Source organism: Bacillus cereus (assembly GCF_002577405.1).
Classification (GTDB): Bacteria; Bacillota; Bacilli; order Bacillales; family Bacillaceae_G; genus Bacillus_A; species Bacillus_A cereus_AU.
In genome coordinates, this window is record NZ_NULR01000002.1 from 159,214 (window position 1) to 174,161 (window position 14,948).

Below are 14,948 nucleotides of genomic sequence, written 5' to 3' on the forward strand. Positions count from 1 at the left end.
ATTTCACTCCTTAACGATTTCTTATGCTGCTTTTGCTTGTTTGACTGTTTCTACATATTGTTTTGCTTTCTCATTATCGAATTCGCCTTCCCACTTCGACATAACAATGGCCGCTAATGCATTTCCTAATACATTGACAGATGAGCGAATCATATCTAAAATACGGTCAATTCCCGCAATTAACGCGATACCTTCTAGCGGTAAGCCCATTGATCCTAACGTTGCTAATACAACAACGAACGATGCACCTGGAACCCCTGCCATACCTTTGGATGTTAACATGAGAACGAATAATAACGTAATTTGCTCCGTCAGTGACATGTGTACACCGTACATTTGTGCAACAAACAATGCCGCTAACGCTTGATAAATAGCTGACCCAGTCAAGTTAAATGTATAACCTGTCGGAATTACGAAAGAGGCAACTGCCTTTGGACAACCGAACTCTTCCATCTTTCTCATTATATTAGGTAAAACAGCTTCTGAACTTGCTGTCGTAAATGAAAGAATAAGTTCTTCTTTTAAAATTTTCATTAGTGTAAAAATGTTTACTCCAACCATTCGCGCATTAATACCTAATACAATCACAACGAATAGTATAACAGTTACATATACAGCTAGCACTAGTTTTCCTAAAGGAAGTAGTGTAGCTACCCCAAATTTTGCAACCGTAACAGCAATTAATGCGAATACACCAAATGGTGCAAATTTCATAACTTGATTTGTGACCCAAAACATCGCTTCGAGCACACCTTCAAAGAAGTTAAAGACAGGCTTTCCTTTTTCTCCAATTGCCGCAACTCCTAAACCGAATAACACTGAGAAGAATATAATCGGTAATAAGTCACCTTGTGCGATAGATTCAAATACGTTTTTCGGTACAATGTGAACAATCGTTTCAGCAAAACCTTTCTTCTCTGTGGCATCTGCCGTTTCTTTATAAGAAGAAATATCACTTTGCTGTAAATTATTCATATCAACGCCAGTACCTGGCTGGAATATATTCGCTGCAATTAATCCCATCAAAAGAGCAATAGTCGTAATAATTTCGAAATAAAGAATTGTTTTCCCGCCTAGTTTCCCAAGCTTTTTCATATCTCCTACACCAGCTACTGCAACAATTAGTGCTGAAATAACAATCGGTACTACAATCATTTTAATTAAGTGAATAAATATATCCCCAACTGGTGTGATATAAGAAATCGCCGTTTTATTTCCATAAAAGATTGCCCCTACCACAATCCCTAAAACGAGCGCGACAAAAATTTGTGTTGCTAATCCGAATTTTTTCATTTATGTTCATCCCCTTTATGCGAACGCTTTCATTTCGTATTTATAAAAGCTACTCACACATCATATAAGCGAACCTACAAAATCAGACAAAAACCTACAAGTTCGTCACAAAAAATTCAAATTTTTTTCTTACTATATTCATTGACACATATTCCGTAAAAAGAAATAAAATATACTTGATAAAACATCAGATTATTTCGTATAATCTAAAAGATGTATGTATTCAAACTAAAAAGGATGAAAAGGAGTGGATGTTATGAAAAATCACGCGAAAAAATTCATTATATCTATTTCTTTTCTATTTCATTTTCATAAAAAGGAGCAAGGGCATTCGCCTTTGTTCCTTTTTTATTGCTATCTATAGGGGGAATTGTTATGAAGCCATATAAACGAGTCTTAATTAAATTAAGCGGCGGCGCACTTGCTGATCAATCTGGAAATAGCTTTAACTCGAAACGATTAGAACATATCGCAAACGAAATTTTATCCATCGTTGATTTAGGCATCGAAGTCTCCATCGTAATTGGTGGTGGTAACATATTCAGAGGTCATTTAGCTGAAGAATGGGGCATTGATCGCGTAGAAGCTGATAATATAGGCACGTTAGGAACGATAATTAACAGCTTAATGCTTCGCGGCGTTCTAACTAGCAAAACCGATAAAGAAGTACGCGTTATGACTTCCATCCCTTTTAATGCGGTAGCTGAGCCATATATTCGCTTGCGTGCAGTCCACCATTTAGATAACGGATATATCATCATTTTTGGAGGCGGTAACGGGCAGCCATTCGTTACGACAGATTACCCAAGTGTACAAAGAGCCATTGAAATGAATAGTGACGCCATATTAGTTGCAAAACAAGGAGTAGATGGCGTCTTTACAAGTGATCCAAAACATAACAAATCAGCGAAAATGTATAAAAAACTAAACTATAACGATATTGTTAGGCAAAACATACAAGTAATGGATCAAGCGGCTTTACTGCTTGCCCGGGACTATAACTTACCAGCACACGTCTTTAACTTTGATGAGCCTGGTGTGATGAAAAGAATTTGTTTAGGTGAACATGTTGGAACGTTGATTAATGATGATGTTTCGATGCTTGTTCATGAAAAATAGTTATTCCCATCAAAAAGGGTGTCTTTTATAGACACCCTTTCCTCCTTTCTCATCACAAATAAAAATCAACCAATCCCCCCACCTTCTCCTTACAACGCTCCCAAAAAGATAAGTTATCAAAAAACTCTTTCGTCATTTCTTTCGAATCATGAAAATCTTGCGCTAATGCCTTATTCACTTCTGATACGATAGTTCCACCATGAATATACAAATTCATCTCATCATTTATATAGAAGCTACGTGCAGTTATGTTCGTTGTACCGATAACGGTTAATTCATTATCAATCAGCATTAACTTTCCATGAAACATCCCTTTTTTATAACCGTATACAGTAATCCCATTATTAACAGCTTGACGTATGTAAGGATATGCCGCCTCTTTAATAAGAGGAATGTCTGGTTTATATGACCAAAGTATTTTTACTGTGACGCCACGTTTTTGTGCCGCGATTAAAGCGTTCATTAATCCTTTATTTTTCGCTATAAAATACGGCGTCGTAACGACAACCGAATGCTTCGCTTGGTTTATTAACTCAACATATTTTTCAGCGACGTGATGCCCATTGTAACTAGCCATCGTATGTAACGTGTCCCCTTTACTAGCTTTATTCGTACTTCTCTTTATATGTTCTTTCGTATCTCGTTTCCAATCTAAAGCGAATTGCTCTTCTAAATCTTTCGCTCCTTCTCCTTTTATCCGCACATGATAGTCACGCCAATATCCAAATCGCTTATCTTTTCCTAAGTACTCATCTCCTATATTAAAACCACCTGTATATCCAATCTCCCCATCAATCGTTGTAATACGGCGATGATTACGGTGATGTAGTGAATAAAATCCAAATGGCAATTCGGGTTTTCTACTATATGTAAAATGTACACCACTTTCCCGCAATTCATTTATCATTTTTTTTTCAAATGATAAATCATTAATGCGATCAACTGATAAATATACGTTTACTCCTTCTTTTGCCCTCTCTTTTAATAAGTTTAAAAAAGTATAGCTACTTTTATCATCCGACAAAATAAAAAAATACGTGTAAATAGAACTTTTCGCTTCTTTTATATCCGTAAATAACTGTTTATAAAAAGGCTTTCCTTCTACATATAATTGAAAGTCACTATAATGAGGCGCATACTCTGTCGGCATATTTTTCCCGGCTTCCATTTTCCTGCCGAGGGTAACATCTATATGCATCCAAATTAAAATAAAAACGCAAATAGCAATAATAATAGAAGTAACTCGCAATATTTTTTTAATCATTTTGATTTCCTTCCGCTTATTTTCTTTCCACCCTTCTATTTTGTCATTCAAATTTAGATTTCATGCTTCATACAAAAAGGATGTGACTTAGCGTCACACCCTTTTTTATATTAAACAAAATTCCTTGCATCATTATTTCTTCCAAACTTATAAATGGCAATTAGGAAGAATGCAATCGCGAATGCGAATAAAATTAGAATGTTTAAATACAACTCCGAGAGCGGTATTCCTTGTTGTAGTTTTGATACTGTGTCTAACAACCATCGTTGTGGAAGAAAGTCAGCTACTTTTTGTACCGCTTTTGGCATAATGTCATACGGAAAATAGCATCCAGCAAGTAAACATGTTGGTACAATGACCATATTTTGCATCGTATTTGCAGTTGCTGAATTTTTCGAAAAAGCGACAATTACTAATGACATTCCAACCGCTACTAAAGCAAATATCATTAGTACACCAATCATCACTATGAAAGGCATATTGATATTCGTATGAAAAACATTCGTTAGAAATAGGATTGTGATCATAATTTGCACTGTTAATATCATCATATTTACCCCGACATTAGATAATATAAATTTCTTCCCATCTATCGGCGTCGATAATAATCTAAAATACGTTCTATTCTCTTTTTCTTTTAAAATATAACCTGATAAGTTCGCTGCTGAAAATAGCATAAACATAATAAGATAGCCCATCGTTTGATTTGTCATATCTTTATTTTTTGAAGTATCTTCAAGCGTCTCAGACTTTACTTTAAATGAACTTTTTTGATAACCGGCGTACATAGTATCAAATGTACTTTGATCCGCCCCTGCCACTTTACTAATCGCAGAGATGTTATCAACATAGTTATATAAATATGATTTTATAAATCCCGTTACTTGATCGCCTTTAATCGATGAAATCTCAATGTGACTCGGCTTCCCTTCCCGAACACTTTCGGAAAAACCAGACTCTAATGTAATCACACCATCAAGTTTTTTTGAGGTGAGTTTATCTTCTATTTCAGATTCTTTAATCTTACTCACATTTACATGATTTAACCCTTCTAAAAATTTCACTGTGTCATTTGCTATCGGCTGATTTTCTTTATTTATAACCCCAATATTTAACGTTCCTTGCCCTACATTTCCGTATATCGAAAAGGAGAGGAGCGTCCCTATTATCGGCAAGCTAATAATAATGAGTAAACTTTTTTTATTTTTCAAAAGTACAGATAACGTTTTTTGTATGAGCCATAAAATATCTTTCATACTATAGCCCCTCCCGTCTACGTAATGCAATAATCGCAATGATTAAAAAGAGTGCTGAAATCCCAAGGTTTAAACATATTACCGGCAATGCTGCCCCTACATCATTCGCATAAATAATTTTCATAACAGCTGTATTTGCCCACGTTAATGGTGATAAGTTCGTAACGACATTTTCTTCTACTACGAAGTATGCTCCGCCAAAAATAGAAGCTAATTGCACTACTACAAGAATAATTGCTCTCGATGATTCAGCTGTTTTTGTAATATATCCAATCCCTAAACCGAAGCTAATTGCTAGAAAGACTTGTGTTAATAAAATAATAAATATGATTCCAAGATGGTCGCCCCAATTCGCTTGAAAAACAAATTTGCTAAATAAAATGACAAGTAATATACACAGTGCGTTCGCTACTAGACTGCCTAGCACTTTTCCAATGAAAATTTCAGCCTTACTTATTGGCGCTGCAATCAATCGATCTCCTGTTTTACGTACTCGTTCTCCTCTAATTAAAGAACTCGCTCCCATTGCAGCATACAATGCTATCATCGTCGTCATTACAACTGCATAGTAATCCATAGAACCTGGTTTTTTAGCAGCTTGTAAGGATGTTTCTTTTATATAATCGTTATGATTTCCGTTTGAAATAACTGCGTTAACCTTACTTGGATCTACTTTCGCAACTTCGATCGCTACATTGTACTTATCAACAAATGTTGTAAGTATTCCTTCCACTATACTTCCCTCAATACTACTTCTTTCGCTTCCATAAAATTTCGCACCATCTTTATTTAGTTCTATATAGGCAGCATATTTATTTTGCTTCACTTCTTCTTTCCCATCTATGCCCTCAGAAACCTTTTTAAAATGAATACCTGATTTATCGACTTCTTTCGTAAATGCTTCAAACGATTGAGAAAACGTACTACTTGCTTCATCTTTGTATAGCACTTGTATATCCTTAATCGATTGACTATCGCTATTAAACGCGTTACTTAACGCTGTTCCTAACACAAGCATAAGCACAATCGGAAATGCTAACATAAAAACTAAAGTTCTTATGTCCCTGAAATCTCTTTTAATATGCATAACTGCAATATTGAAGATGTTCAATTGATGAACCTCCCTTTACCTTTTCTTCATTTCCCTTTATTTATCTCGTAAATTTCTTCCAGTCAACGTAAGGAATACTGTTTCTAAGTTCGGAGCCTGCTCCTCTAACGAACGAATTTCAATATCGTGATTAATACAATGTTGAATAATTTTATTTAAATTATTTAATCCTGCATCAGAATTCACTTTAATTACGTTCTCTTCGATTTGAACAGCTTTCACACCACTTATCTCTTTTAATTTTTCTACATCTAAGTTTTCTACTGACTTCACTTCGATCCAAATATCTTTCGTATCGGTAATAATCGCTTTTAACTGTTCTTTTGTGCCTTCTGCAATTACTTTACCGTGATCTACAATTGCTATTTTCGTACAAATCTCCTCTACCTCTTCCATGTAGTGACTCGTATAAATAATCGTACTCCCCATTTCATTTAGTTTTCGGACAGATTGGAGAATATAGTTTCTTGACTGCGGATCAATTCCAACTGTCGGTTCATCCATAATAATTAACTTTGGTCTATGGGCAATTGCACAAGCGATATTCAATCTTCTCTTCATTCCGCCAGAAAAGTTTTTCGGATAGCTTTTATGTTTATCACTTAGACCTACAAATTGAAGTGCTTCCTCTACTCTCGCCTTTAGTTCAGCCCCTCTTAATCCGTACAATCCAGCAAAGAATTTCACATTTTCATAGGCGGTTAGCTCTTCATAAATCGCAATATCTTGCGGAACAATACCGATGTTCATTTTCGCAAATCGATTATGTTTCTTTATATTTTTTCCTAGTATGCTAATTTCACCTTCATTACTTCTTAACAAGCCAGCAATCATATTAATTGTTGTGCTTTTACCAGCACCATTTGATCCTAAAAAGCCAAATATTTCTCCTTCTTTAATAGATAAAGACATATTATCTACCGCGATGAAATCACCAAATTTTTTCGTTAAATTTTTAATTTCTAATGTATTCATCATTTCACCCCTATTTCGGTTTCTCTGCTATCAGTATAAACAAAAAGAATGAACCTGCTCAGTGCAGAACTTCATTCTTTTCACATGAGAATATTCACTTTTTTCATATGAGATGATTCATCCTCATCACACTTTCCTATATTGGTAACAACATCGTTACTGAAAAACCACTTGTCCCATCTACAATAATTTTGCCGTTTACAGACGCTGTTCTCTCCTCCATACCCATAATACCGAGACCTTTTTTCACAAGCACTGCACCTTTTCCATTATCCTTCACTTGCACTTTAACCATCTTGTTAAGCACATGAATATCTATAGAAATAACTGTCGCATCAGCGTATTTCATTGCATTTGTTAACGCCTCCGTAACGTTTTCACCGATAATCTTCCACTGAATCGGAGAAATCATCTCTAAGTTGCCTTTATAAACGAAAGGAATGTTCACATCATGCTTACCTGCAAATTCCTCTATGAATAATTTCATACGATGAATGCCAATTTGCTCTGTTGGTGGCTTCATGTTTTTTAATGTAACCCGAATGCTTTCAATGCCATCTTTCGAAATGTGAATGGCATTTTGTAATAACTCCGCAGATTTTACTTTATCTATTTCCATTAATCTCTTCGCTGCTTCCATTTGAATAAGTGCACCTGTCATCGAGTGACCGATTTTATCATGAATTTCTTGTGATAACCGATTTCTCTCTTCTAACTTAAACGTGTACTCTGATTGCCTTATGTACTCTTTATTTTCATGTAAACTTTTCGTCAGTCGTTGCATATCTTTTCGCATCTTATCATTTTGTGATTCAAGCTTTAATACTCGAGCGATATAACGATCTGCCATAGTTAAAATGAGAAAAGAAAATGCAACAATTAATCCATACGTCATTCGAATATTTTCATCTGTAATAGTAATTGGGAGCATCATAATGAAAAAGAGCTGCCATTTCCCCTCTATATAATTTGATGTAATTTCGTATAAGTTCAAAGGTAAAAACAAAATAAAAAACGGATGCACCTTCCATGTAAATAAAATTACTACACCAATTGACACACAAATTAAAACCCTTTTGTATGTATCTTTTTTTAATATAGAGATCATTACGTTTACTGAAAGGTATATAAGCAGTGTAAATATAATCCATGGTAAGTTTGCAACATTTGCGTAAATATAACTACACACAATATATATAAATACAATTAATTTACTTATAGTTAACCAAAATTCCATAACATTAATCTACTTTCCCTGTTAAGTAATAAATCGCAATTTGCGTGCGATGTTCTAGTCCAGTTTTCCCTAAAACTGATGTAATATAATTTGCGATTGTTCCTTCCGATATGAAAAGTTGCTTCGAAATTTCTTTATTCGAAAATCCTTTTGCAATTAATGCAATAATACTAAGCTCTCTTTCTGTGAAAAGGCTCTTATCAATTTTAGATTCTTCCTCTTTATTTTCCATTAAATTAGACTTAATTTTATCAAGAACGACATCTTGCATAACAGTTTGACCGTTGTATACTCCTTTTATTGCATCACGAATACGCTCTGGATCATTATTTTTTAATAAATAACCTTTCGCTCCGTTTTTTACTGCATCCAAAATATATTCATCATCATCAAACGTCGTTAAAATAAGCGGCTTTGTTTTCGTCTCTTCACAAATGAATTTCGTCGCCTCTACCCCATTCATGTTCGGCATACGAACATCTAAAAGTGCAATATCAACTTCATTCTTCTTGCAATATTCCACTGCTTCTTTCCCATCATTCACAGTATCTACTACTTCGAATTCTTCGTATGTATTTAAAATAATTTTCATGCCTTCTCTAATAAAAGAATTATCATCTGCTATTAATATTTTAATTTTCATGTTTGTTAGTATGGGCCTTCCCTACTAACATTCACATCCTTTCTCCGCGTAACATTTCCTACTTGCTCATTATATACTTCTCTCTACCATTTTTTCACACCTTTTTCATATAGCCCCATCTCTAAAAATATATTATTCTTTTTTTACAACATGTGTAGGGTGACTTCTCGTTTCTTACGTCTATATAATTGAATGCGTCAAAAAGGAGGGAGAGCACAATTGAAGAAAAACAGTTAATTGAAAAAGCACAGCAAGGTAGTGAGCATGCTTTTCGCACCCTTGTCCAAACATATCGTCATTATATTTTCCAAATTATTTTTGCTATTTTAAGACATGAAGAAGATGCGAAAGATGTGACACAAGAAGTATTCGTAAAAGTTCATGCTTCTCTCCCTAATTATCAATTTCGCGGATTAAAAACGTGGATGGCGCGTATTGCCACCAATCACGCTATTGATTATAAGAGAAAGAAAGCTAAAGAAAACGAAGAACTCTCCTTATGTAAAGAAACTGAGGAAAATATAAAATCCTCTCATAATATTGAGGCTTTATTATTGACGAAAGAGCAAAAATTACTCATTGCTCAAAAGCTGAGAGAACTCCCGGAAAATTACCGTGACGTCGTTCTCGCACATTACTTAGAAGAAAAAAGCTATCAAGAAATTGCTTTACAGGAAAACATTGAAGTGAAAACAGTCGAAATGAAACTGTATCGGGCAAGAAAATGGATTAAAAAACATTGGAAGGAGGAAGAGTTTCTATGATGCATTATTCAAAAGAAGATTGGCGCAATTATACATTAGATACTTTAGCAAACAATGAACATGAATCTATGGAAGCACACCTTTATGAATGTGATCATTGTTTAGCACTTTATATGGAAAGTATTGATGAGCAACATGAAAACCTTCCAATGATAAATGATGATTCATTTACAAACGAAGTTATGACGCAAATACATTTTGAAACGTTACAACCTAATGAAAATATAAAAACAAACTCACTAAAGCGCACGATTATTCATTACATAATTGCGACTGCGGCTACCATTATTTTTATGGTAAGTGGTTTATTCCAATATATTTTCACAGCGACATCAAATTTCGAGAAATCTTCCAAAGAAAATGAAACTTCTATTTCACAACAAATTGTAAACAAAGCAGCGCACACATCAAAGCAGGACGGAGGTTCAAAGCATGAATAAAAATCCCTTTTTAGCACTTGTATTAGGGCTAATTCCTGGGCTTGGTCATTTATATTTAAAGAAAATTGGAGGTTTTATTTTATATAGCGGAGGAGCTTTATTACTATTTACCTTTGCAGTGGTTTGGACGACACAATTAGGAGAGCATGAGATTACCTTTCTCTCCCTATTTTTACTAGTAGTGTTATGGATAATCAATTTACTAGATTTAGTTATCACGATTGTAAATCAATCGAAAAAACAAGCAGCTGGAGAATTGACAGGGTCCTCTAAAGAGAGCGAACGATTTTATATCATTCTCCTATCAATTATCCCTGGACTTGGACATTTCCAACTAGGACTTATGCAACGCGGTCTTACATTTTTAGTCGCTTGCGCAGGGCTAGGCAGTATGATTATATTTGTTACATTATTAACTAACCAAGGTAGTTTTCTTATATTCCTTGTTACGTTACCTGTTTTATGGATTTACAACTTCTTTGATGTTGTTCAACAACTCCAGAAAAAAGAACGTGGTGAGCAACTAGTTGATCGTACTATTTTTGAAGAATTTGAAGAACATCGAGAACAAGGAAAGAAAAGTAAAACATTCGCTTCCATTTTAGCAATGTTTCCTGGAGCAGGACATATGTATTTAGGCTTACAGCGCCGTGGTCTTCAGCTTATGGTAGCTTTTTTACTATCAATTTATTTACTCGACTTATTAAGACTTTCTGCGTTCTTATTTTTAGTACCAATCATTTGGTTTTATAGCTTTTTTGATGCGTTACAACAAACTGCAAAATACGGAAAAGAACGCGTACATGACGAACCTATCATCGATTATTTTATAAATCATCAAAGATGGATCGGTATCGGATTAATTGCATTAGGTAGTTATCAATTATTAGATCAAACACTCCTTCCTATTTTGGACGATTATTTTGCAACTATATTTAACATTCATCTTAGCGAACTATATTATCGCTATTTCCAAACATCTATTGTTGCACTCCTCTTAATTGGTGGCGGCTTTAAATTGCTACTTGGAAATAAAGAAAACAAAGGTGGGACAAAAGAATGAGGACTTGGCGTGTTGGAACATTCTCAATGGGTATTTCCATTATATTGTTAGGGTGCTTTTTACTATATTCAGTCGTAAAAGGAGTTCAAGTATTAGATACACTTACAGCGTGGTGGCCTGTTTTACTTATCATACTTGGCGCTGAAATTTTACTATACCTTCTACTTTCTAAGAAGGAACAATCTTTTATTAAATATGATATTTTTAGTATTTTCTTTATCGGAGTTTTAGGAAGCGTTGGAATTGCTTTTTACTGTTTATTATCAACTGGATTACTAGAAGAAGTTCGTTACGCCTTTAATACAACTAGACAAACGAACACGATTCCAGAAAGTAAACTTGATATTCCTGAATCTATCAATAAAATTGTCGTGGATGCAGGTACAGACAACCATCCCCTAACGATAGACGGAAGGAATTCAAATGAAGTTAGCCTTCTTGGAACATATGAAATGACGACAAAAGGAAATGAAAAACTCAATTTAAAACAAGAAGATTTTCTTTCCGTTCAAACAACTGGAGAAACGATGTATATAACATTAAAGTCATTACCGTTTCATCAAAGACTGTTTGGTCAGGAACCACGAGTAAAACCGACGCTTGTACTCCCACAAACGAAACATGTAGAAATTCGTGCGTCTAATCGAGATCTATCTCTTTATCCAGGTCAATTACAAAACAATTGGTTTGTACAAGAAAGCTCAGGTGTATCTGTTCATTTAATAAAAGAAAGTGACGTATCTCTAACAGCAGTAACAAATCAAAAAGAAGCTATCGGAAATACACCTTGGGAACAAGTAGAAGATTTAACGAAAAAAGAAAATAATTCTCCAGAAGAAAATCCAGAATTGGACAAGCAAGAACATTGGTATAAAAGTTCAATTAAAACTGGAAATGGGACGTACAAGCTAAACATTGAGAAAGCTTACAATTTAAATATGAGTGTTATTGAAAAATAAAAAACCTTCCACAATTGTGGAAGGTTTTTCTCATATAATCGCTTTAATTCCTTCTAATACTAATCCAATCATAAATCCGCAAACAGCACCGTTTACTCGAATCCACTGTAAATCTTTACCTACATTATTTTCAATCATTTCGATTAATGTTTTATCGTCTAACTTATCAAGGTTTTCTTGCACAAGCTTTCCGATTTTCGAATGATTCTTTTCAACGAGTGTAACAACTTGATTTTGTAACCACTCTTCTATTTTTTGAACAGTCATTTCGTCTTCTTTTATTTTATTCATTTGTTTTTGTAAAAATGGAAGAACATATTTATCAGCAAATTCTTCATTGTTGACAAAGGCAACTGCTCTTTGTTTTACTTGCTCAAGCATCTCTTTTATTTTGTCAGTACCATCCCAATTTGCAATCCACTTTTCTTTCCAATTTTCTAATTCCTGTAGTAAAGCTTCATTTTCTTTTACATTTATAATTTCTTGACGAATTTTTGCTAATATAAGTTGTCTTGTGCTATTATCAGCATCTTGTAAGCTGTTAATATTACTAATGATAAACTTCTGCAAAATGCCTCCAATTTTATCTTCATCTACGATATTCATAAATGATTTTAAAGTAAACTGCAAGAATCCATCTACTTTTATATTTTCCATCGCCTTCATACCTAAGCTTCCGAGCTGGTAACGTGCTTCATCTTGCGCTGTCCAATCTTTTACTTTTACTAATATGTAATCAAGTGTCTTTTCATCATATTCTTGCACAACTAATTGATCAACAAGCACTTGTAAGATGTTACTTGTATTAATTGTATGCAAATACGTTTTTAATTCTTTTTCAATAATAACAGCTAACTTTTCCGTATCTATTGTAACAATCGCTTTCTCCGCAATCGTTACAATCCCCTTTTTCACAGCATCAGACTGCATTTCTCTCTCAGCAATTTGCAGCACCATTTGCGCTAGCTGCATTTCTTTTACTTTATTCGTAATACTTTCTTTCGTCAGCCACTCATTTTCTAACGTATTGATGAGTCCTTTCGTTACCCGTTTACGATTTTTAGGTAATAATGCTGTATGCGGGATTGGAATTCCCATCGGATGACGGAATAATGCTGTAACTGCGAACCAATCCGCAAGTCCACCAACTAATCCAGCTTCAAATCCCCCTTGTATAATCTCTCCAGCTACCGTTCCTTGAAAAGGGATAGAAGCCGCAAAGCCTACTCCCATAACCCCAAGCGAAATACCCGCTATATATTTAGTCTGTAATGACATCGTATACACATCCTCTTATTATGTAAAATAAAGCTTTTTTATTATATTTATTCAATATTAGTTATCCTCTATATATACTATAAAGAACTATTGTGAAAATAACAAAGATTTTTATGTACATGAAAAAATGAGGCTACAATTAGCCTCATTTTTCTTATAATGTTAATTCTAAACCTTTCTTATAATACCCATTCATCACGTCTTTTGGAACCATACTACCACCCGTTCCCCACACAATATGAGTACCTTTCTTCACTTTCTCTGTTAACTGTTGCTTTTGTAAATACTCATCTTCTTTACATACTTTTACCGGCCCAACCATACCTGCTAACGCAGAAGGTTCTAAATAAATATTTTCCGTATCAGCTAGTTCTTTTAACAATCTATATAACTCTTCATCACTTACTGTATAATTTCCACTCAAAAATGGTTCCATCGTTTTCCCAACAAATCCTGATGGTCTTCCTACCGCAAGTCCGTCTGCATCTGTTACATTATCAATACCTATATCTTGAACGGCAATTTTATCATGAAGTCCTGTCATTAATCCGAGTAGCATACATGGTGAATGTGTCGGCTCTGCAAAGAAGCAATGTACGTTATCTTTAAACAAGAGCTTTAAGCCAAATGCTACTCCGCCAGGTCCGCCCCCTACTCCGCACGGAAGGTAAACGAATAAAGGATGCTCTTCATCGACTACAATCTTTAACTCTTCTAATTGCTTTTGTAAACGTGATGCTGCGACTGCGTATCCTAAAAATAAATCATGGGAGTTTTCATCATCGACAAAATAACAGCTAGGATCAGCATCCGCTTGCCTTCTTCCTTCCTCTACTGCTTTACTATAATCAGCCTCATATTCAATAACATTTACACCTTTACTTCTTAATAAATCTTTTTTCCATTGTTTCGCGTCTGCTGACATATGAACAGTTACATTAAAACCTAGTTTCGCACTCATAATCCCGATGCTTAGTCCTAAGTTTCCTGTCGAACCTACCGCAATAGAATATGTTGCAAAAAACTCTCTACATGTATCACTATCTAAAATGGAGTAATCATCTTCCTCTGTTAACATTCCATGCTGCAGAGCTAATTGTTCAGCATGTTTCAATACTTCATAAATGCCGCCTCTAGCTTTAATTGATCCTGATATCGGAAGATGACTATCACATTTTAATAATAATTCTCCTAATATTGGCTGTCCGTAGTTTTTCTCTAAAGATTGTTTCATAGAAGGGATGTTCACTAAAGGCGATTCTATAATACCGCTCGTTTCTTTCGTTTCAGGAAAAACCTTCGCGATATATGGTGCAAAACGCTTTAATCTCTCTTCCGCGTCTTTTACATCTTCTTCATTAAGTGGTGAATCTTTTATTGCCGTTTCATACTTTTCTATATTCGGGTTTACCCAAAATACTTCTTCTGTTGCAATCAGGTTATTTACTAATGGAAATCGTTCTTTTAATACCTCTATCTCCTTCATTCCTCTTCCTCCTCATGTCCTTGTAGCTCGCCATACAATAAATTATAATTAAATTAATTT

At 34.6% G+C, this 14,948-nt stretch carries 14 protein-coding genes; 5 read left to right on the forward strand and 9 right to left on the reverse strand.

Annotated features, from left to right (window positions below; translation table 11 throughout):
- Nucleotides 1-21: 21 nt before the first annotated feature.
- Nucleotides 22-1,293, reverse strand: coding sequence for a cation:dicarboxylate symporter family transporter (locus COC96_RS03950; RefSeq protein ID WP_098267397.1), 1,272 nt, complete (start codon nt 1,291-1,293; stop codon nt 22-24).
- Nucleotides 1,294-1,668: 375 nt separating this feature from the next.
- Between COC96_RS03950 and pyrH the strand changes: the two genes are divergently transcribed.
- A complete protein-coding gene (gene pyrH / locus COC96_RS03955; protein WP_000806137.1) occupies nt 1,669-2,412 on the forward strand; it encodes a UMP kinase in 744 nt (247 codons plus the stop codon).
- 52 nt (nt 2,413-2,464) lie between these two features.
- On the opposite strand, the gene cls is transcribed toward pyrH, so the two are convergent.
- The 6 genes from cls to COC96_RS03985 form a co-directional block, all read right to left on the reverse strand.
- Nucleotides 2,465-3,676 (reverse strand): cardiolipin synthase, encoded by a 1,212-nt coding sequence (cls, locus tag COC96_RS03960; protein WP_142339949.1) that lies wholly within the window; start codon nt 3,674-3,676, stop codon nt 2,465-2,467.
- A gap of 110 nt (nt 3,677-3,786) precedes the next feature.
- The gene (locus COC96_RS03965; RefSeq protein ID WP_098267396.1) at nt 3,787-4,932 is read right to left on the reverse strand and encodes an ABC transporter permease; all 1,146 of its coding nucleotides are present in this window, start codon (nt 4,930-4,932) and stop codon (nt 3,787-3,789) included.
- A 1-nt stretch (nt 4,933) separates the two neighbouring features.
- On the reverse strand, nt 4,934-6,043 hold the full coding sequence (locus tag COC96_RS03970) for an ABC transporter permease (RefSeq protein ID WP_098267395.1): 1,110 nt from the start codon (nt 6,041-6,043) through the stop codon (nt 4,934-4,936).
- Nucleotides 6,044-6,079: 36 nt separating this feature from the next.
- Entirely contained in the window at nt 6,080-7,018 is a 939-nt protein-coding gene (locus COC96_RS03975) for an ABC transporter ATP-binding protein (RefSeq protein WP_098267394.1), read from the reverse strand.
- A 136-nt stretch (nt 7,019-7,154) separates the two neighbouring features.
- Nucleotides 7,155-8,255, reverse strand: a complete 1,101-nt coding sequence (locus tag COC96_RS03980) for a sensor histidine kinase (protein ID WP_098267393.1) — start codon at nt 8,253-8,255, stop codon at nt 7,155-7,157.
- Between the two features lie 4 nt (nt 8,256-8,259).
- Nucleotides 8,260-8,898 carry a response regulator transcription factor gene (locus tag COC96_RS03985; RefSeq protein ID WP_098267392.1) on the reverse strand — a complete coding sequence of 213 codons (639 nt, stop codon included), beginning with the start codon at nt 8,896-8,898 and terminating at the stop codon, nt 8,260-8,262.
- Between the two features lie 188 nt (nt 8,899-9,086).
- Between COC96_RS03985 and COC96_RS03995 the strand changes: the two genes are divergently transcribed.
- Genes COC96_RS03995 through exsE form a run of 4 tightly spaced genes read left to right on the forward strand, consistent with a single transcriptional unit; the run spans nt 9,087 to nt 12,124 of the window.
- Nucleotides 9,087-9,662: an RNA polymerase sigma factor gene (locus COC96_RS03995; protein WP_257201474.1), complete on the forward strand. Its 576-nt coding sequence runs from the start codon at nt 9,087-9,089 to the stop codon at nt 9,660-9,662.
- Nucleotides 9,659-10,102 carry a hypothetical protein gene (locus COC96_RS04000; RefSeq protein WP_098768355.1) on the forward strand — a complete coding sequence of 148 codons (444 nt, stop codon included), beginning with the start codon at nt 9,659-9,661 and terminating at the stop codon, nt 10,100-10,102. Before COC96_RS03995 ends, COC96_RS04000 begins: the two co-directional genes overlap by 4 nt.
- Complete coding sequence (locus tag COC96_RS04005; RefSeq protein WP_098267390.1) at nt 10,095-11,165, forward strand: hypothetical protein; 1,071 nt, start codon at nt 10,095-10,097, stop codon at nt 11,163-11,165. Before COC96_RS04000 ends, COC96_RS04005 begins: the two co-directional genes overlap by 8 nt.
- Nucleotides 11,162-12,124, forward strand: coding sequence for an exosporium protein ExsE (gene exsE, locus COC96_RS04010; RefSeq protein WP_098768356.1), 963 nt, complete (start codon nt 11,162-11,164; stop codon nt 12,122-12,124). The genes COC96_RS04005 and exsE overlap by 4 nt, the downstream gene beginning before the upstream one ends.
- 30 nt (nt 12,125-12,154) lie before the next feature.
- On the opposite strand, the gene COC96_RS04015 is transcribed toward exsE, so the two are convergent.
- Nucleotides 12,155-13,402, reverse strand: a complete 1,248-nt coding sequence (locus COC96_RS04015) for a DUF445 domain-containing protein (protein ID WP_098267388.1) — start codon at nt 13,400-13,402, stop codon at nt 12,155-12,157.
- 154 nt (nt 13,403-13,556) lie between these two features.
- A complete protein-coding gene (locus tag COC96_RS04020) occupies nt 13,557-14,888 on the reverse strand; it encodes a D-serine ammonia-lyase (RefSeq protein WP_098768357.1) in 1,332 nt (443 codons plus the stop codon).
- Nucleotides 14,889-14,948: the final 60 nt, after the last annotated feature.